General features: G+C 35.1%; 15 protein-coding genes and 1 other annotated feature. Of the genes, 11 read left to right on the forward strand and 4 right to left on the reverse strand.

What is annotated here, in order from left to right:
- Positions 1-17 precede the first annotated feature (17 nt).
- From metE to ACSUE0_RS01560, 4 genes are read right to left on the reverse strand one after another with little or no spacing between them, the layout of a single operon-like run.
- Positions 18-2,264, reverse strand: coding sequence for a 5-methyltetrahydropteroyltriglutamate--homocysteine S-methyltransferase (gene metE / locus ACSUE0_RS01545; protein ID WP_119613660.1), 2,247 nt, complete (start codon positions 2,262-2,264; stop codon positions 18-20).
- Positions 2,258-4,099, reverse strand: coding sequence for a bifunctional homocysteine S-methyltransferase/methylenetetrahydrofolate reductase (locus tag ACSUE0_RS01550; RefSeq protein ID WP_119613659.1), 1,842 nt, complete (start codon positions 4,097-4,099; stop codon positions 2,258-2,260). Before ACSUE0_RS01550 ends, metE begins: the two co-directional genes overlap by 7 nt.
- Positions 4,053-5,228, reverse strand: coding sequence for a cystathionine beta-lyase MetC (gene metC, locus ACSUE0_RS01555; protein WP_436955768.1), 1,176 nt, complete (start codon positions 5,226-5,228; stop codon positions 4,053-4,055). Before metC ends, ACSUE0_RS01550 begins: the two co-directional genes overlap by 47 nt.
- Positions 5,225-6,328, reverse strand: coding sequence for a PLP-dependent transferase (locus ACSUE0_RS01560; RefSeq protein WP_119613657.1), 1,104 nt, complete (start codon positions 6,326-6,328; stop codon positions 5,225-5,227). Before ACSUE0_RS01560 ends, metC begins: the two co-directional genes overlap by 4 nt.
- A gap of 62 nt (positions 6,329-6,390) precedes the next feature.
- Positions 6,391-6,769, reverse strand: a binding site (T-box leader).
- Positions 6,770-6,950: 181 nt separating this feature from the next.
- Here ACSUE0_RS01560 and ACSUE0_RS01565 point away from each other — a divergent pair.
- The 11 genes from ACSUE0_RS01565 to sat all read left to right on the forward strand — a co-directional run bounded on the left by ACSUE0_RS01565 (position 6,951) and on the right by sat (position 19,235).
- A complete protein-coding gene (locus tag ACSUE0_RS01565; RefSeq protein WP_119613656.1) occupies positions 6,951-7,793 on the forward strand; it encodes a ParB/RepB/Spo0J family partition protein in 843 nt (280 codons plus the stop codon).
- 32 nt (positions 7,794-7,825) lie between these two features.
- The gene (locus tag ACSUE0_RS01570; protein WP_119613655.1) at positions 7,826-8,590 is read left to right on the forward strand and encodes an HAD family hydrolase; all 765 of its coding nucleotides are present in this window, start codon (positions 7,826-7,828) and stop codon (positions 8,588-8,590) included.
- A gap of 282 nt (positions 8,591-8,872) precedes the next feature.
- Entirely contained in the window at positions 8,873-10,018 is a 1,146-nt protein-coding gene (locus ACSUE0_RS01575; protein ID WP_119613654.1) for a globin domain-containing protein, read from the forward strand.
- Between the two features lie 403 nt (positions 10,019-10,421).
- The gene (locus ACSUE0_RS01580) at positions 10,422-11,150 is read left to right on the forward strand and encodes a phosphoadenylyl-sulfate reductase (protein ID WP_119614661.1); all 729 of its coding nucleotides are present in this window, start codon (positions 10,422-10,424) and stop codon (positions 11,148-11,150) included.
- A 187-nt stretch (positions 11,151-11,337) separates the two neighbouring features.
- Positions 11,338-13,164 carry an assimilatory sulfite reductase (NADPH) flavoprotein subunit gene (locus ACSUE0_RS01585; protein WP_119614660.1) on the forward strand — a complete coding sequence of 609 codons (1,827 nt, stop codon included), beginning with the start codon at positions 11,338-11,340 and terminating at the stop codon, positions 13,162-13,164.
- Positions 13,165-13,179: 15 nt separating this feature from the next.
- Entirely contained in the window at positions 13,180-14,889 is a 1,710-nt protein-coding gene (locus ACSUE0_RS01590) for an NADPH-dependent assimilatory sulfite reductase hemoprotein subunit (protein WP_119614659.1), read from the forward strand.
- 22 nt (positions 14,890-14,911) lie between these two features.
- Complete coding sequence (cobA, locus tag ACSUE0_RS01595; RefSeq protein ID WP_119614658.1) at positions 14,912-15,685, forward strand: uroporphyrinogen-III C-methyltransferase; 774 nt, start codon at positions 14,912-14,914, stop codon at positions 15,683-15,685.
- Between the two features lie 45 nt (positions 15,686-15,730).
- Positions 15,731-16,471 (forward strand): sirohydrochlorin chelatase, encoded by a 741-nt coding sequence (locus ACSUE0_RS01600; protein ID WP_436955773.1) that lies wholly within the window; start codon positions 15,731-15,733, stop codon positions 16,469-16,471.
- A 25-nt stretch (positions 16,472-16,496) separates the two neighbouring features.
- Entirely contained in the window at positions 16,497-17,108 is a 612-nt protein-coding gene (locus ACSUE0_RS01605; protein ID WP_436955775.1) for an NAD(P)-binding protein, read from the forward strand.
- A 20-nt stretch (positions 17,109-17,128) separates the two neighbouring features.
- A complete protein-coding gene (locus tag ACSUE0_RS01610; protein WP_017723601.1) occupies positions 17,129-18,040 on the forward strand; it encodes a sulfite exporter TauE/SafE family protein in 912 nt (303 codons plus the stop codon).
- Positions 18,041-18,056: 16 nt separating this feature from the next.
- Positions 18,057-19,235: a sulfate adenylyltransferase gene (gene sat, locus ACSUE0_RS01615; protein WP_436955777.1), complete on the forward strand. Its 1,179-nt coding sequence runs from the start codon at positions 18,057-18,059 to the stop codon at positions 19,233-19,235.
- The last annotated feature ends 10 nt before the right edge of the window (positions 19,236-19,245 follow it).

The raw sequence follows: 19,245 nt of genomic DNA on the forward strand, positions 1-19,245 counted from the left end.
ACCTACAAGATTGATAATTAAACAGTTGCAGTATTTGTTGATTTACGTAATTTATCAACGGAATTTACTAACACGTTAAGTGCTTCTTTAACTTCATCTTCTTTACGTGTTTTCAAACCGCAGTCAGGATTTACCCAGAACAGTGAACGATCAATTTCTTGTAAAGCACGGTTAATTGCTTCTGTAATTTCTGATTCAGTTGGAATACGTGGACTATGAATATCATATACGCCTAAACCGATACCTAAATCGTATGTGATGTCTTCAAAGTCTTGAATTAAATCACCATGGCTACGTGATGTTTCAATAGAAATAACGTCTGCATCTAAGTCGTAAATTGCATGAATGATTTGACCAAACTGAGAATAACACATATGTGTATGGATTTGTGTTTCATCAGAGACTGAAGATGTTGACAGTTTGAATGAACGAACTGCTTTATCTAAATAGTCTGCATGATATTCTGAACGAAGCGGCAAGCCTTCTCTTAAAGCAGGTTCATCAACTTGGATGATTTGAATACCTTCATTCTCAAGCGCTAATACTTCTTCATTAATTGCTAATGCGATTTGATCTTGAACCTCTTCACGTGGCAAATCAACACGTTCAAATGACCAGTTTAAAATAGTGACAGGGCCAGTTAACATACCTTTAACTGGTTTGTCAGTTAAACTTTGGGCATATAGTGTTTCTTTGACGGTAAGTGGTTCTGTCCATTTTACATCTCCATAAATAACTGGTGGCTTAACCGCACGTGAACCGTATGATTGTACCCAACCGTATTTCGTTACTAAGAAACCTTGTAGTTTTTCACCAAAGAATTCTACCATATCGTTACGTTCAAATTCACCATGTACAAGTACATCTAGACCAATGTCTTCTTGAATTTTAATCCAACGAGCAATTTCATTTTTTAAGAAGTCTTTATATGCTACATCTGTGATACGACTATTTTTCCAATCTGCACGATACTTACGAACCTCTTGAGATTGTGGGAAAGAACCAATAGTCGTTGTTGGTAAATCTGGTAAATTTAGTTGTGCGTCTTGTGCTTTTTTACGTTCTTTAAAAGCTGATTGTCTTGAAGTACGTACACTATCGAAATCGTATTCAAGATTTTTAAATGATTGATTTTGGAAACGTTCATAACGTGCCTTCAACTCATTATATTTTGAATCATCGCTATCATTGAATAAGCGTCTGAGTGCATCTAATTCATCTAATTTTTCGGTAGCGAAGCTCAAACCTTCAGCGATTGAAGTATCTAGTGTTTCATCATCCAGTGACACAGGAACGTGTAATAGTGAGGATGAAGGTTGGATGACAAGGTCGTTTGAATATGTTTGTAACGTTTCAATTAGTTCTTTTTTAGATTCGATATCAGCAGCCCAAACGTTACGGCCATCGATAATTCCTGCGTAAAGTGTTTTGGAGTTGTCTAAATCTCCTGCTTTAATTTGTTGTAGATTAAATCCATTGTCATGTACGAAATCTAAACCTAATCCTTTAACAGGGAGACCGTTTAAGAATTTTAAGTTAACACGTTCGAAATAAGTTTGTATTACTAAGTGTTCACCTAAACCAGCCTCAGCGAAATAATCATATGCGGCCTGTGTGATAGTTTCATATTCCGAGCTATCGTCGGTAACTAAGGCTGGCTCATCGATTTGAATATATTCAGCACCAGCGTCAACTAATGATTGTAGAACTTCTTTATATAATGGTAAAAGTGTATTTACTTTTTCTTCAAATGACTGTGTACCACCTTTAGATAATTTAACAAATGTAATTGGCCCTACAATAACTGGGTGCGCATTTACATTAAGTGATTGTGCATAGTTAAAACGTTCAAGTAACACGTTTTTATTTAATTTAGGTTCAGCATGATCCCATTCTGGAACGATATAGTGATAGTTTGTGTTGAACCATTTGATTAATGCACTCGCAACATGTTCTTTATTACCTCTGGCAATATCGAATAATAAATCATCATCTACGTCTTTACCTTGAAAGCGTTCAGGGATGATATTAAAGAGTAACGATGTATCAAGAATATGGTCATATAATGAGAAATCTCCAACGGGAATACTAGATAAATTGTAATTTTTTTGGAGTAATAAGTTCTCTTTGTGTAAATCCGTTAATTGTTGATGAAGCGTTTCTAAATCATATTTATTTGACCAGTATCCTTCGATTGCTTTCTTCCATTCTCTTTTTCTACCTAACCTTGGAAAACCTAAATTTGATGTTTTAATTGTCATAATATTGCCTCCTGTTTAGTTGAAGTAATTGTTTTTGAATAGTTTGCAAGTTCTAATGTGTAATCGACTTTTTGGAATGGTGTAATTAAATACAAGCCATTAAAATACTCGTGTACCGTGTCAATCAGATCCTTTGAAAGTTTCAGACTTAAAGCCTTTGTTTTGGCTTTATCATCTTTAACTGCTTCAAATTGTTCTAATATGTCTTCTGATAATTTAATGCCAGGTACTTCGTTGTGTAAGAATAATGCGTTGTTATAACTTGTAACAGGCATTATACCTATAAAGAAAGGGACGTCTAAGTGCTTCGTCGCTTCATAAACTTCTTTGATTTTTTCTTTGCTATAGACTGGCTGTGTTATAAAGTAGTGCATGCCACTCTCTAACTTTTTCTCTAAGCGTCTAACTGCACCGTCTAACTTTCTTACGTTTGGATCAAAAGCACCTGCGATGTTGAAGTTTGTCTTTGTCTTCAGCGCATCACCATCAGTGTTAATACCTTGATTAAAACGTAAGGCGATTTCGGTTAGCCCTTTAGAATTCACATCATAGACATTGGTTGCTCCTGGTAAATGGCCAATCTTTGAAGGGTCACCAGTAATTGTTAAAATCTCATTGATATCTAGTAATGACAATCCTAATAGATGTGATTGCAATCCGATGAGGTTACGGTCACGACAAGTGATATGTACCAATGGTTCGATATCATAACGCTGTTTAATAATGCTTGCAGCAGCAACATTGCTAATGCGTACCGTTGCTAACGAATTATCGGCTAAAGTGACGGCGTCAATCTTTGCATCATCAAGTTTTTTGATATTTCTGAAAAAAGTTTCTGTGTCAAGGTGTTTCGGCGTATCCAACTCCACAATTATAGTTGGGCGATTTTCAACTTTTGACTTAAGGTTTTGTTTTTTGGGTTCTTTTTCTGTGTTATTGATATATTTTGTAATCGGTATAACATCTTTTTTAGTAACAGGGTTTAAACCAGTTATGGATGATTTAATATATTGAATATGTTCAGGTGTTGTGCCACAACAACCACCAATAAGTCTGACGCCTTCATTAATCAATTGTTCAGCCACCTTGCCGAAATAAGATGCATTATCACTATATTTAAATTGGCTATTTTCAATATCTAGCAAGCTTGCATTTGGGTAACAAGATAAATATGCACCTTCTGGTAATTCGATGTGTGAAAAGGATTGCTGCATATGATGTGGACCATGGTGACAGTTTAATCCGACAATATCTGCACCGCTTGCAGTTACTTGTTGTAGTGCGTGATTGATTTCAGTACCATCTCTTAAATAATTTGTATTTAAGGCAGTTAATTGAGCGATAATTGGAATATCGTATTTACGTTTTGTAGCCTCAATAATATTGGTAAGTTCTTGCAAGTCATAATAGGTTTCAAAGAGAATTCCATCTACACCAGCATTAACTAAGGTTTCTACTTGGATTTCAGTGTGATATTGAATAGAGGATAACTCTAAGTCTTCTTGTTTAATCCCCCTAAAACCACCTACAGTCCCTAAAATAAAAGTATCGTCATTTGCTGCTTTTTTGGCAATTTGTACTGCTGCTTGGTGAATGTCTTTCACTCTATGTTCTAAACCAAAAACTTTTAATTTTTCAAAATTTGCGCCATACGTATTGGTTTGAATAATATCTGCACCAGCTTCAATATAGGTGCGGTGAATGCGTTCAACTTTATCAGGATGATTTAAGTTATAAGCTTCAGGGCAAGTGTCAAGACCTTCAGAGTAAAGGATTGTACCGATAGCGCCATCAGCTACTAATATGTTGGATTTTAGTTTGTCGAGTAGTTGACTCATTAAAAGCCTCCTTAAATGCGTAATTTAAATCTGAAATCAATTCGTCGGCTGATTCTAATCCGACACTCAATCTAAATAACCCAAATGTGATATTACGTTCTTCACGTACTGCTTTAGGTACAGCTGCATGTGACATCGTAGCCGGATGAGAGAGGATTGTTTCAACGCCTCCTAAACTCACTGAAACTAAAGGTAAGGATAAGGCATCGACAAATGCTTGTGCTTTTGTCTCATCTTTCAATCTAAAACCTAATACAGCGCCACCATGACGGGATTGAGACAAGTGTAGCTCGCTATTTCCTGGGTAATAGACTTCTGAGATTTCCTCACATTGTGCTAAGAAGTCATAGATTTGTTTGGTATTTTCAACAGACTGTTGAAAGCGTACAGGTAAAGTTTTTAAATGTTTAGCCAATGTCCAACTATCTTGTGCAGATAACGCATTACCAGTGCCATTTTGCAATAGATAAAGTGCGTCAGCGAGTGCTTGATTGTTGGTAACAGCTACGCCAGCAATAATATCACTATGGCCGCCTAAGAATTTAGTGGCACTATGTACAACAACATCTGCACCGAGCGTTAAGGGTGATTGACCTAGTGGAGTCATAAAGGTATTGTCTACAGCAAGTAAGAGATTGTTGTCTCTGGCTATATCTGCTGCACCTCGAATATCTGTAATTTTAAATAACGGATTCGATGGTGTTTCAATATATATTAATTGCGTATTGTCTTGAATCGCATTTTCAATTTCTTTTAAGTGAGTTGTATCTACAGTTGAAAATTCAATGTTAAAGCGCGTTAATATTTGCTCAGTTAATCTAAAGGTACCACCATATACATCATCCGGTAGAATGACATGATCACCAGCGTTTAATGTGAGTAACACTGCTGAAATTGCTGCAATGCCAGATGCGTATGCAAAGGCGTGACTGCCACCTTCCAGTTTAGCTAGCTTTTCTTCTAAAAGAGCACGGTTTGGATTACCACTTCGAGCATAGTCATATTGGGCATCGCCACCTAGTACTTGTTGGTGAAATGTTGAAGAATCGTATAAAGGAGGATTTGCTGAATCATAGTCAATCCCTCTATGTGCATCGAATATTACTTCTGTTTCTTTTGATAAACTCATAAAATCACTCCTTGTTTAGATTGTTCTAATGCTTGAATAATATCTTGTTCGATATCTTCATAGTTCTCAATGCCAATGGATAATCTTAATAGATATTCGTCTATACCGCGCTTATCTTTTTCTTCATCTGGCATATCAACATGTGTTTGTGTATATGGGAAAGTAATAAATGTTTCAGTGCCACCTAAGCTTTCAGCGAAAATACAAACCTTTAAGTGTTCTAAAAATTTATCGGCTTTATAATTTTTGTTCAGTCTCAAACTCAACATACCAGTACGTCCACTGTAGAGTACTTGATCAATAGCTTCTAACTGATTACATCGTTCGGCAAGTAATTTAGCATTATATTCAGAGCGATCCATTCTTAAATGCAGAGTTTTTAACCCACGTTGTAATAGATAACTATCGAAAGGTGATAGCGTTGCGCCTATCATGTTGTGTAATTGTCCTAGTTGTTCTGCAAGTTGTTCATCTTTTACAGTTACTACTCCTGCGAGTACATCATTATGTCCTCCGATATATTTTGTTGCCGAATGTAAAACAATATCTGCACCTTCTTCAAGTGGTGTTGAAAGATATGGTGTTAAAAATGTGTTATCTATGATAGATAGTAAGTTGAATTTTTTACTTAAAATGTAATATGGATCAATATCAACTTCTATCATTTGCGGATTAGAAATTGGTTCGATAAAAAGTGCTTTTGTGTTTTCTGTAATACTTTGCTCTACTTCTTCATAATTTAGGAAGTCAACATATTTGAAATGTATACCGTATTGCTGCTCATAAAAATCAAAAAGTCTAAAAGTACCACCATATAAGTCGAAAGAAACTAAAATTTCATCGCCAGATTTGAATAAGTTACAAATTAGTTGTATGGCAGACATACCACTGGATGTTGCAAATGAAGCAGTACCTCTTTCAAGTTTTGCAAATGCTTCTTCAAATGCCGAACGTGTAGGATTTTTAGTTCTTGTATAGTCATATCCTGTTGACGCCCCGAGCTTAGGGTGTTGATAGGCTGTAGATAAGTATATTGGATTAGCGATTGCGCCTGTATGGTCTTGAGAAAGTGCAATCTGTGCGAATTCAGTATTTTTCATAATTGTTAACCTCCTTGTTAAAATAAAAAAGCTTCCGTCCTTTAAACCCGAATAATTCGGATGTAAAGGACGAAAGCTTAGCTCGCGGTACCACCTTTGTTTGCTACTTTATCACTAAAGCAACCTTATCCAGTACGCCAAATTGTTGAATGATTAGCGTTGTCTGAATCATGACATCGTACTTTCAATAAAAAATAAAAACCCATCTTATGTTGGAATAAAATGAGTATTAACGAAATATACGACGTGTGGAAAAATCCAGTACGCCATTTAACAAAATGTTAATACTGTATCGCTATAACGGGCGATCCCGTTGATACCTCATATTGGCATCAACACTCAAAGGCCATTTTCAAACTTTCTTTCCGTGTCTTCTTTCAGCGTATCAAAGACTCTCTGTGTCAGTAGTGTAAGTTTTACTTTCCTTGTTACTGTGTGTGAAATATGTCATTGACAAATTTGATATACCTAAGATTACACATTAAAATTACATTTGTCAACAACTTTTCTGAAAATTTAGATTAAACTAAATACTACTATCTATATTTTATGGTGTTGCAGTGATGATATAATAAGTGTATGAGCACATGAATCATTTTTTGATGATAAAGGAAGTAGGTGTTTGAAAATCGAAAATGAACAAGATCAAAGGTTAACATTAGAAGCAGATGCACAAGTCCAAAATATAAAAATTCAAGATATTAAAGCTAACCCATATCAACCGCGTAAAACATTTGATGAGGAACGTTTAAAAGATCTTGCTGAATCTATTAAATTACACGGTATCCTTCAACCAATCGTGTTAAGAAAAACAATCGCTGGTTATAATATCGTTGTAGGTGAAAGACGTTTCAGAGCTGCTGGTAATGCTGGTTTAAGAGAAGTTCCTGCAATCATAAAATCACTAACAGACGAAGATATGATGGAACTAGCTATTATAGAAAATTTACAACGTGAAGATTTAAATGCAATTGAAGAAGCAGAAAGCTATCGTAAACTAATGGACGATTTAAACCTAACACAACAAGCAGTTGCACAGCGTCTAAGTAAATCAAGACCTTATATAGCAAATATGCTACGCTTGTTGCATTTGCCTAAATCAGTCTCTGATATGGTGAAAAATGGTTCGCTATCTGGTGCACATGGACGTACTTTATTGATTGTCAAAGATACTCAAAAAATGCAACGAATTGCTAATAAAGCTTATCAGGAGTCTTGGAGCGTAAGAGAGTTAGAGCAATATGTGACCGAGCACTATAGTGATAAAAAAGAAAAGTCGGAAACTCAGAGACCATCTACGAAACCCAAATTTATTCGACAACAAGAACGTCAATTAAAAGAACAATATGGCACAAATGTCTCTATTTCTACTCAAAATAAAAAGGGACAAATTACTTTTGAATTTAGCTCAGAAGCAGAATTTAAAAGGTTAGTACATCAATTGAACGAAAAATATAATAATTAACTAAATTAAGCACTAAATGAGAGGTAATAATAGTGATATATGTTTTTGATATCGATGGCACGATTTGTTTTAATGGTAAATTTATTGAAAGTAGATTGCGAGACGCCATTCATCAATTAGCGCAACGCCATACTGTTATATTCGCATCGGCGCGGCCTATCAGAGATTTGATACCAGTCGTAAAAGATTATCAAGACCATTGCTTAATTGGTGGTAATGGGTCAATAGTATCTCAGAATGGTGAGATAAAAGTCATGGATTATATTCCTAATCAGTTATTTGAAAAAATAATAAAACTTATTAGTATTTTTGATTTAGACTTTATCATAGATAGTGACTTTGATTACGTAGCTAAGGTTAAACAAAGTAACAAAATATTCCAGCAATTAGATCCAGATAACTTAGCTTCGAACATAGGTATACATAAGGTGAAGCAGCCAATTAAAATTATTTTAGTGGATATTAAAGAAAGAATTTTTGATGAAGTCAGAGACGCATTGCAGAAATTTAGGCAACATTTATCTATAAATGTTCATGAAGATGATAATAATATAGATATTACTGCTAAAGAAATCAATAAATACACCACACTCAAAAAAATGATCGGCGAACAGAACTATATTGCTTTTGGTAACGATATTAACGATGCCCAACTTTTAAAATATGCACAAAAATCAATTTTTGTTACAGCTGAAACCAGCAAACCAGAGCATTATGATACCGTGATCAAGAATAATGCAGATTCAGTAGCTGAAATCATTGAAAGGTTAAGTAGCGAATTAAATTCAAACAAATGACATTTAACGTACTTAGCATCAACTACAAGGTCTTTAGAGTTTCAATATATAGTTATGAGGCGAAAATTAAAGCAACGATTATGAATGCTATGAAATGTGAATACGCTAACAAACTTAATTGGAGCTAAAATTAAAAGTCGATTTGAAATTAATTTAAAAAATAAAAATGTTGCAAAATTGTATCTTAATATTGTGATAATTTTGTGAAACTAAATGAATATAATTGTGAGTATTTCTAAATAGTACAATAATGTGAATAAAGTACTAATTAGGGGGAGTTATATGTTAACGCAAGAAGAGATACAAACAGTAAGAGAGACAATTCCTTTACTAAAAGAAAAAGGACAAACGATTACATCAATTTTCTATAAGAAATTATTTGAAGAACATCCTGAATTAAAAAATGTGTTTAACCAAACCAATCAACAAAGAGGTTTACAGTCTTCAGCACTTGCCATGGCAGTACTAGCAGCAGCAGAAAATATTGAAGATTTAACGCCAATTGTTCCAGCAATTATGCCAGTTGTGTATAAACATTGTGCACTACAAGTTAAACCGGAACATTATCCAATAGTCGGTGAAAATTTAATTTTGGCTATTGAAGAAGTAACTGGATTGAAAGATGAAGATCCAATTATTCAAGCATGGGTAAAAGCATATGGTGAAATTGCTGACGCATTTATTGGTTTAGAAAATGAAGTATATAGCCAAATGACATGGGAAGGTTTTAAACCATTTGAAGTTACACAAATTACAAAGGAAACAGAATTAATTAAATCATTTACTGTTAAATCTGACGAAATAGATTTGAGTCAATTTATACCGGGACAATACATCACTGTAGATATTTCTAGCGATAAATTACCGTATCAAGCTAAAAGACATTATTCTATTGTCGATGGGGGTATTGATTTCTTAACTTTTGGTGTCAGAAGAGATGTGACTGAAACACATGAAGGTGAAGTATCAACGATTTTACACGACGAAGTGGCTGTTGGCGATACATTAACGTTATCTGCACCCGTCGGTGGTTTTAAATTGGAAAATAAATCAAATAAGCAACTATTTTTAGGTTCTGGCGTAGGAGTCACACCACTTGTTTCCATGTATGATGAAGCAGTAAAAGTTGGGACACCTGCAATATTTTTACAATCAACATCAAATGCAGAAAATGTCGCTTTTGAAGAAAAATTAAATCAAATAACTGAGCAATCAGAAAATGCTTCTTTTATTAAGCATTTTCGTGATAGTGATGGCTTTATTGAAACAGAACAATTGAGTCAGTATGTGGACGAAAACACTGAGGTATACGTATGTGGAGGTAATTCATTCTTAAAAGCGATGATCGCTGAATTACAGTCACTGAATATTTCAATGGACCGTGTCCATTTTGAAACATTCATACCGAGATTGAGCTTTTCAGTCTAATAAACATATATATAATAAAAAATTTACTAAATACCAACAAACATTTAAATGCTTGTTGGTATTTTTTACTTTTAAATTAGAATCATTATAAAAATTTAAAAATTTTTCAAAAAATATAGAAATACTATAAAAACGCACGTTTGAGCGATATTGCAATCATTAGATTATTATAATTGTTTTTTTAAAATTATTATTAAAAAACGTTTTAAATAAGCATTTGTAGCGCTTTCATTGAATGGAATTAGCAGAAATTCACATTTTTAATTATTAAAAGATGAACTTGACATAAAAAAAATCAGTGAGTAAAGTGTTTAACATAATTATTTTCGAATAATTCTAAAAAAATAAATATAACGTGAACTTTTAATCAAAGCACATTAAAAGAAAAGGGGATGACCCATTCATGTCAGAAGCAAAAATTACGTATGAGAACTTTAAGCCAAACGCATTTGATACATTAGATATCACAGATGAAACAAAAGGCGCTCGTGAAGTAATCTCATGGGCTTACGAAACATATGGCGATTCTATTATATATTCATGTAGCTTTGGTGCTGAAGGTATGATCTTAATTGATTTAATTTACAGTGTGAAAAAAGATGCTGAAATTGTATTCTTAGATACAAACCTTCATTTCCAAGAAACATATGATTTAATAGATCGTGTGAAAGCACGTTATCCAGAATTGAATATAAAACTTAAACAGCCAGACCTTACTTTAGAAGAACAGGCCGATCAATTTAATCCAGCACTCTGGAAGAACGATCCAAATCAATGTTGTTACATTCGTAAAATTAAACCACTAGAAGAAGTGTTGTCTGGTGCGACAGCTTGGGTTTCAGGATTAAGAAGAGAGCAATCACTAAGCCGCCAGTCTACTAATTTTATTAATAAGGATGAGCGATTTAAGTCTGTTAAAGTGTGTCCACTGATACATTGGACATGGGATGATGTATGGGCATATATCAAAAAATATGATTTACACTATAACGAATTACATGATTTTAATTATCCGAGTATTGGTTGTATCCCATGTACAGCAGCTGTTTCGGGTTCAGGAGATTCAAGAGCAGGTAGATGGAGTAACTCTACTAAAACAGAATGTGGTCTTCATACCACTAATAAACCATAAATTAGGTTAGAAAAATTTTTACTCTAATACCTTAGTATTCGTATCGGGTATATAAAGAATTTAATGATTGAATATAGTACCATTTTAAAATATTTCCCAATTAATTAACATTTATATATTAATTAAAAATAAAGGGATGGATTTAAAAATTCATGAGTTTTAAAAATAAAATTGAGGTGAATGCATTGTGAATTTATCAGTATCGAATAGCCCTTTTGACGCCGAACAGGCAGCGCAATTAAATCAAATTTTTCAAACATTAACAGCAGAACAACAAATTTGGCTAAGTGGTTATCTCACGGCACAACAAGTAACACAAGAATCATCTTCTGAAGTGCCACAACAAGTAGCAGCATATGTATTGAATTCTGAACCAGAAACGGAAATAAGTAACCGTCACATCACTGTCGTTTATGGTTCTGAAACAGGGAATGCACAGAGTTTAGCTGAAATATTTGCCGACCGACTTGTTGAACAAAATCATACAGTGAAATTAACAGCAATGGACGAATTTAAACCAAAAGAATTGAAAAAAGTAGAGGATCTATTTGTCATTACTGCAACACATGGCGAAGGTGATCCTCCAGATAATGCACTTACATTCCATGAATTTATACATAGTCGTAAGGCACCGAAATTAGAAAATGTAAGGTACTCAGTATTAGCTTTAGGTGACGAATCGTATGAATATTTCTGTCAAACTGGTAAGGATTTTGATGCGAGGTTACTAGAGTTAGGCGCTGAACAATTAGCTGAAAGACAAGATTGTGATTTAGATTTTGATGAATTAGCCGAAAAATGGATGAACACGAATATTGAAATAATCAACCAATCTTCTGGTAACGAACCAACAGTAACATCCACTGAAACTGTACAATCAGCAAAAGAAAAACGTTATACCAAAGCGAATCCATATCAAGCAGAAGTGCTAGAAAATATTAATCTCAACGGTAGAGGATCTAACAAAGAAGTTAGACACATTGAGTTGTTGTTAGACAATTATGGAGAATCATTTGAACCTGGAGACTGTGTCGTAGTCTTACCTCAAAACGATCCAGAAATAGTGTCATCATTAATCGAGACATTAGACTGGGATAAAGAGACAGAAGTAAATATTAATGACGATGGTGATACATTAACTTTAGAAAAAGCATTAACAGAACACTTTGAAGTTACAAAATTAACGAAACCATTATTACAAAAAGCAGCTGAGTTATTTGGTAATACCGAATTACTTGCACATGTAGAAGATGCTGAGTGGATACAACAATACATTGATGGCCGTGATGTTATCGACCTATTAAATGCATTCCCAGCAGCAAATTTAAGTCCTGAAAACTTATATAAACTCTTAAGAAAATTACCACCAAGAGAATATTCTATAGCAAGTAGTTACGAAGCAACACCTGATGAGGTTCATATAACTGTTGGCGCAGTTAGATATGAAGCACATGAACGAGCTCGTAATGGAGTGTGTTCTGTACAATTAGCTGAACGCGTACAACCGGGAGATACAATTCCAATATATTTAAAGAAAAATCCAAATTTCAAATTCCCATTTGATGAAACAACACCTGTAATTATGATTGGTCCTGGTACAGGCGTAGCGCCGTTTAGATCATATTTACAAGAACGTGAAGAGCTAGGATTATCTGGAAATACATGGCTATTCTTTGGTGAACAATATTTCACAACCGACTTTTTATACCAAACGGAATGGCAAGCATGGTTAAAAGATGAAACATTATCCAAATTAGATGTGGCATTTTCACGTGATACTGATGAAAAAGTATATGTTCAACATCGCATTGCAGAGAAAAGCGAAGAGTTTTATCAGTGGTTGACAGATGGCGCTACCTTATATGTTTGTGGTGACGAAAAAAATATGGCAAAAGATGTACATGAAACCATACGTTATGTTTTAGAACAAGAGGGTGGTATGTCTGAAACAGATGCAGAAGCGTATCTTACTCAAATGAAAAAAGACAAACGTTATCAAAGAGATGTTTATTAAGAGAGGGATGATGATATGGCTGAAACAAAAGTGAATTTTTCAGACAAACTCGATGAAATGGAACGTATTAAAACAGACAGTGATTATCTTCGTGGCTCGATTGTTGAAGGTTTAGCAGATAGAGTGACAGGTGCAATTGCTGAAGAAGACACGAAACTATTAAAGTTCCATGGTAGTTACATGCAAGACGATAGAGATATTCGTGATGAACGTAGAAAACAAAAGTTAGAACCGGCTTATAGCTTTATGATTAGGGTGCGTGCGCCAGGTGGTGCTTCGACAGCAGATCAATGGATCGCGATGGACGATATTGCAAACACATATGCGAATAACACAATAAAGTTAACAACAAGACAAGCATTTCAATTTCATGGCATTTTAAAACATAACTTAAAACAAACGATGAAAGACATCAATCAATCGTTGCTAGATACACTCGCAGCATGTGGAGACGTGAATCGTAACGTGATGTGCAACCCTAATCCCTACCAATCTGATGTGCATAGTGAAGTTAATCAAATCGCAAGCGATATTAGCCGACATCTTTCACCTAAGACACAGGCATACCATGAGATTTGGTTAGATGGTGAAAAAGTATTGGATACAAGTGATGAAGAGCCAGAGCCAATCTACGGTAAAACATATCTTCCACGTAAATTTAAGATTGGTATCGCGGTACCACCATCAAATGATATAGATGTGTACTCTCAAGATATTGGACTGATTGCCATTTTAGAAAACGATGAACTTGTTGGATTCAATATCACTGTAGGTGGTGGTATGGGCATGAAACATGGTGATACAGCCACATATCCACAAGTTGGACGTCTTATCGGGTATTTCCCGAAAGAAGAAGTCGTAGATGTCTGTGAAAAAATCTTAACCGTTCAAAGAGACTATGGTAATCGTGAAGTACGTACGAATGCCCGCTTTAAATATACGGTAGATAGACTTGGTGTTGATTGGATTAAAAATGAAATCAATAACCGTTTAGGCTGGAAATTAGAAGAGTCACGTCCATATCACTTTGATGACAATGGTGATCGCTATGGTTGGACAGAAGGCAGTGGCCAATGGCACTATACATTATTTGTTCAAAATGGGCGCGTCAAAGACACTAAAGAATATAAATTAAAAACTGCATTAAGAAACATAGCAGAAATTCATACAGGTGATTTTAGGTTAACGCCTAACCAGAATTTAGTGATTGCCAATGTGTCTGAAGATAAAAAACCTGAAATCGAAAAAATTATCGCTGAATATGGCATTACGGATGGTGAAAATTATACAGGTCTGAGACGAAATTCTATGGCTTGTGTGGCATTCCCAACATGTGGTCTAGCCATGGCAGAATCAGAAAGATACCTACCTTCACTCATTAGTAAAATTGAAAACTTACTTGATGAAGCGGGATTAAACGAAGAAGAAATTACGATTAGAATGACTGGATGTCCAAATGGTTGTGCGAGACCGGCATTAGCAGAAATTGCTTTTATTGGTAAAGGTCCAGGCAAATATAATATGTATTTGGGCGGCGGATTTACAGGCGATAGATTAAATAAAATCTATAAAGAAAATATTGGTGAAGCAGAAATATTAGAAAGTTTAAAACCAATATTAATCCAATATGCAAAAGAAAGAACTGAAGGAGAGCATTTCGGAGATTTCGTTGTACGTGCAGGAATTGTTGAAGAAGTAAGAGATGGACAGACGTTCCATAGTTAAAATTTGAGAAAGTGGTGACAGGATGGGCAAAGTATTTTTAGTAGGCGCAGGGCCTGGAGATCCTGATCTGATTACAGTCAAAGGATTAAAAGCAATTGAACAAGCAGATGTAATCTTGTATGACCGATTGGTGAATAAAGAATTGTTAAATCATGCATCACCCGCAGCAAAATTTATGTATTGTGGTAAAGATCCTAATCGCCATTCGTTGCCGCAAGAAGACACGAATAAATTACTCGTGAATTTAGCCAAAAAAGGACAAGTAGTAACTAGGTTAAAAGGTGGCGATCCTTTTATATTTGGTAGAGGTGGAGAAGAAGCGGAAATATTAGCTGAGCACCATGTTCCATTTGAAATTGTCCCTGGCATAACTTCTGGTGTAGCGGCACCAGCATACGCAGGCATTCCGGTAACACATCGTGACTATAGTTCATCAGTAGCATTTGTTACCGGTGTTATTAATAAAAATATAGATAAAGATAGTTATTGGAAGCACCTTGCCCTAGGGCCAGAAACACTATGTATTTATATGGGTGTTAAAAAATTACCTGAAATTAGTGAGTTGTTAATCAAACATGGCCGCGCTACTGATACCCCTGTTGCTCTAGTACGTCTAGGAACGTCAGAATTTCAAAAAACTGTGGTAGGGACGTTATCAAATATTGTTGAAGTTGCAAAAGACATTGAAAATCCTGCAATGATTGTTGTCGGTGAAGTAGTCAAATTAAGAGAGCGCATTAGCTGGTTTGACGAGCTGCCAGTTGAATCAGCAATCGCGAAACTAACATATCAATAACCTGAAACCAGTGTTATTGAGAGCGCTAGAAATGGAGGGGTAAGTATGCGAGGCGTCTTATATGTAAGTCACGGTAGTAGAGTGCCCGATGCTGTTAATGAAGCTAAAGCATTTATTGATTTAGTAAAAGTACAAGTTGATGTGGCCCTGCAAGAGACCTGCTTTTTAGAATTAACAAGCCCAGACTTATCACAAGGATTCCAACGCTTAGTTGATAAAGGCGCAACTGAAATTTCAGTGATACCTGTATTGTTATTAAGCGCTGGTCACTATTTCAAGGACATTCCATCAGAAATTGAACGTAATCAACAAAAACATCCAAACGTCCATGTTACTTATGGTGAACCTTTAGGTGTGCAACCAAGATTGACTGGAATTTTAAAACAGAGGATTGAAGCATCGGGTGTTACACCAAAAACTGATGCCAAAATACTCATCATCGGTAGGGGGAGTTATAACCCACAAACTCAAATAGATGTAGAGACAATTAAGTCCCAATTGCAAGAGCAAACTGGATTTAGTGATATCGAAACATGTTATTTAGCAGCTTGTAAGCCTTCCTTTGAACAAGCTTTGCATAATGCTGTCCATTCAGAATGTTCACAAATCTATATTGTGCCTTATATATGGTTTACAGGCATACTAGATCAACAGATTTCTAAGAAAGTTGTTGAATATGGGAATGCCAAAGAGATTATACTCTGTAAACGATTAGGTAATCATAAACATTTGCAAGACGCGTTAAAAGATCGTGTTGAAGAGACTTTTGAATATGTGACTCAGTAATTCAATCTAAAAAGGAAGTGATGTTATGCCATTTATACCACTTATGATAGATATTTCTCAAAAGCAAATTGTTGTCGTTGGTGGTGGCAAAGTTGCTGAACGTAGAGTTAGTACGTTAGTACATTATGCGACAGATATTCACATCATTAGCCCTACGATTTCCGAGAATTTACGTCATATGGTTAAGCAAGACGGCGTACATTGGCATGCAAAATCATTCGAAGCAAAAGATATAAAGCGGGCAGATTTAATCATTGCTGCAACCAATAGTAGCGAAGTTAACCGACAAATTCTAGCTTCAAAACCTCATCATGCATTCATCAATATGCCTTCCATTGCTGAGAAAGGTGATATTGTATTTCCAAGTATATTGAGGCGAGGGAAGTTGACACTGAGTATTTCTACCAATGGTGCTAGCCCTAAGCTAACAGCACAAATTTTATCAGAATTTAAAGAACGTTTTGATGATAGTTATGGAGACTATGTTGATTTTTTATATGAATGTAGACAAAAGATTAAACAAACGCAATTGTCTATGAGCCAAAAAGAAGACTTTTTGAAAATGGTTTTAACTCAGCCATATAAAGAGAAAAATAAGCAACTTGAAATGATAAAAAGGCTTGAATCAATGAAATAGAGTCGGAAGGAGTACGACGCATGAATAAACTATTTATATTTGCACTTGCAGGTTTTCTTGCACAATTAATTGATGGCTCACTTGGAATGGGCTTTGGCGCCTCTTCCTCATCTATACTATTAACGTTTGGTGTAGCGCCAGCTATCGTTTCTGCGACCATACATTTTTCAGAAATTGCTACAACAGCTGCTTCTGGTACATCACATTGGAAGTTTGATAATGTACATAAGCCAACGATGATTAAATTGGCACTTCCAGGTGCTGTCACGGCTTTTATAGGTGCAGCATTTTTGAGCCATATTCACAGTGAATTTATCAAACCATTTATCGCGATATTTTTATTAACAATGGGCTTTTATATTTTATATCAATTTTTATATAAACGAAATAAACATGAAATTAAAGAACCTTCAAGCATTGGTAAATATTCAATGATCCCACAAGGTGCAGTTGCAGGTTTTCTAGATTCTGTTGGTGGTGGTGGATGGGGGCCAGTTAATACGCCATTGCTATTAGCTCAGAAAAAATTAGAACCAAGATATGCAATAGGTACAGTTTCTGCGAGTGAATTTTTTGTAACTGTTTCAGCTTCTATTAGTTTCATTATCTTTTTAGGATGGAGCCAAATTAACTGGGGCTTAGTAATTGCATTAAGTATTGGTGGTTTAATAGCAGCACCATTTGCAGCTTATTTAGTTAAGATTTTACCTATGAATATTTTAGCTGTTTGTGTCAGTGGATTAATAATTTTCACAAATACTAGTTCTTTATTAAGTGTATTTGAAGCAAGTCCAGCAATTTCAATCTCAGTGAAAATAGCACTAATTGTTATTTGGATTGGTTTATTATTCTTCACTTTATATCAAAACAAGAAATTACCATTTATATTCACTAAAAATAATGCCAACGTCAATGCGCGTGAAGTAGATTAAAAAGGAGTTTTTTCAATTGCCATTAACTAAAGAAATTAAAGAAAATACAATTCAACCACATGGTGGAACGTTGATTAATAGAGAAGCAGATACAACTTTAAAAGAGGAATTACTAGCAGTAGTAGATTCGTTACCGGCTATTACATTAAATCCATGGAGTTTATCAGATTTAGAACTTATTGGTATCGGTGGCTTTAGTCCATTAACAGGCTTTATGAATGAAGGAGACTATACTGAGGTAGTAGAGAACTTACATTTGAGTAATGGTTTAGTATGGAGTATCCCAATCACTTTACCAGTGACTGAGGATAAAGCTAACGAACTTGAAATTGGTTCGCGCATCGCTTTATATGGGGAAGACAATCATTTATACGGTGTGCTTGAACTAGAAGAGAAGTATACTTATGACAAAGAGAAAGAAGCGCAATTTGTATATGGAACAACAGATCTAGAACATCCAGGTGTAGCAAAAGTTTATGAAAAAGGTAGTGTATATTTAGCTGGACCGATTCATTTATTAGATAGACCCAAACATGACGACTTTGTAGATTATCATTTAGATCCAGCAGAAACGAGACAACTATTCTACGATTTAAATTGGAAGACAATTGTTGGTTTCCAAACACGTAATCCAGTACACCGCGCACATGAATATATTCAAAAAGCGGCTTTGGAGTCAGTTGATGGACTTCTATTAAATCCTTTAGTAGGAGAAACGAAATCTGATGATATTCCAGCTGAAGTACGAATGGAAAGTTACGAAGTTATTCTTGAAAATTATTACCCAGAAAATAGAACACGCTTAGTTATATATCCAGCAGCAATGCGTTATGCTGGCCCAAGAGAAGCAATATTGCATGCGACAGTGCGTAAGAATTATGGCTGTACTCACTTTATTGTTGGTCGTGATCATGCAGGTGTGGGTGATTATTATGGTACATATGAAGCCCAAGAATTAATTGCACAATATGAAGCAGAGTTGGGAATACAAATTTTGAAGTTTGAGCATGCTTTCTACTGTGAATCTTGTGAAAACATGGCAACAGCGAAAACTTGTCCGCATGATGCTTCTTCACACTTACATCTAAGTGGTACAAAAGTTCGAGAAAAATTGAAAAACGGTGAATCATTACCTAAAGAGTTCTCAAGACCTGAAGTAGCGGCAGTACTTATTAAAGGGTTACAAGAAAAATAACTTTAAAGGA

This window comes from Staphylococcus sp. AS1337 (assembly GCF_051408735.1).
Classification (GTDB): domain Bacteria; phylum Bacillota; class Bacilli; order Staphylococcales; family Staphylococcaceae; genus Staphylococcus; species Staphylococcus xylosus_B.

Excerpts from the sequence above, each read along its gene's own strand:
- ACSUE0_RS01610 (WP_017723601.1), top strand. The coding sequence starts at position 17,129 with ATGAATAAACTATTTATATTTGCACTTGCAGGTTTTCTTGCACAATTA.
- ACSUE0_RS01605 (WP_436955775.1), top strand. The coding sequence starts at position 16,497 with ATGCCATTTATACCACTTATGATAGATATTTCTCAAAAGCAAATTGTT.
- ACSUE0_RS01560 (WP_119613657.1), bottom strand. The coding sequence starts at position 6,328 with ATGAAAAATACTGAATTCGCACAGATTGCACTTTCTCAAGACCATACA.
- ACSUE0_RS01600 (WP_436955773.1), top strand. The coding sequence starts at position 15,731 with ATGCGAGGCGTCTTATATGTAAGTCACGGTAGTAGAGTGCCCGATGCT.
- ACSUE0_RS01580 (WP_119614661.1), top strand. The coding sequence starts at position 10,422 with ATGTCAGAAGCAAAAATTACGTATGAGAACTTTAAGCCAAACGCATTT.
- ACSUE0_RS01590 (WP_119614659.1), top strand. The coding sequence starts at position 13,180 with ATGGCTGAAACAAAAGTGAATTTTTCAGACAAACTCGATGAAATGGAA.
- ACSUE0_RS01550 (WP_119613659.1), bottom strand. The coding sequence starts at position 4,099 with ATGAGTCAACTACTCGACAAACTAAAATCCAACATATTAGTAGCTGAT.
- metC (WP_436955768.1), bottom strand. The coding sequence starts at position 5,228 with ATGAGTTTATCAAAAGAAACAGAAGTAATATTCGATGCACATAGAGGG.
- ACSUE0_RS01575 (WP_119613654.1), top strand. The coding sequence starts at position 8,873 with ATGTTAACGCAAGAAGAGATACAAACAGTAAGAGAGACAATTCCTTTA.
- cobA (WP_119614658.1), top strand. The coding sequence starts at position 14,912 with ATGGGCAAAGTATTTTTAGTAGGCGCAGGGCCTGGAGATCCTGATCTG.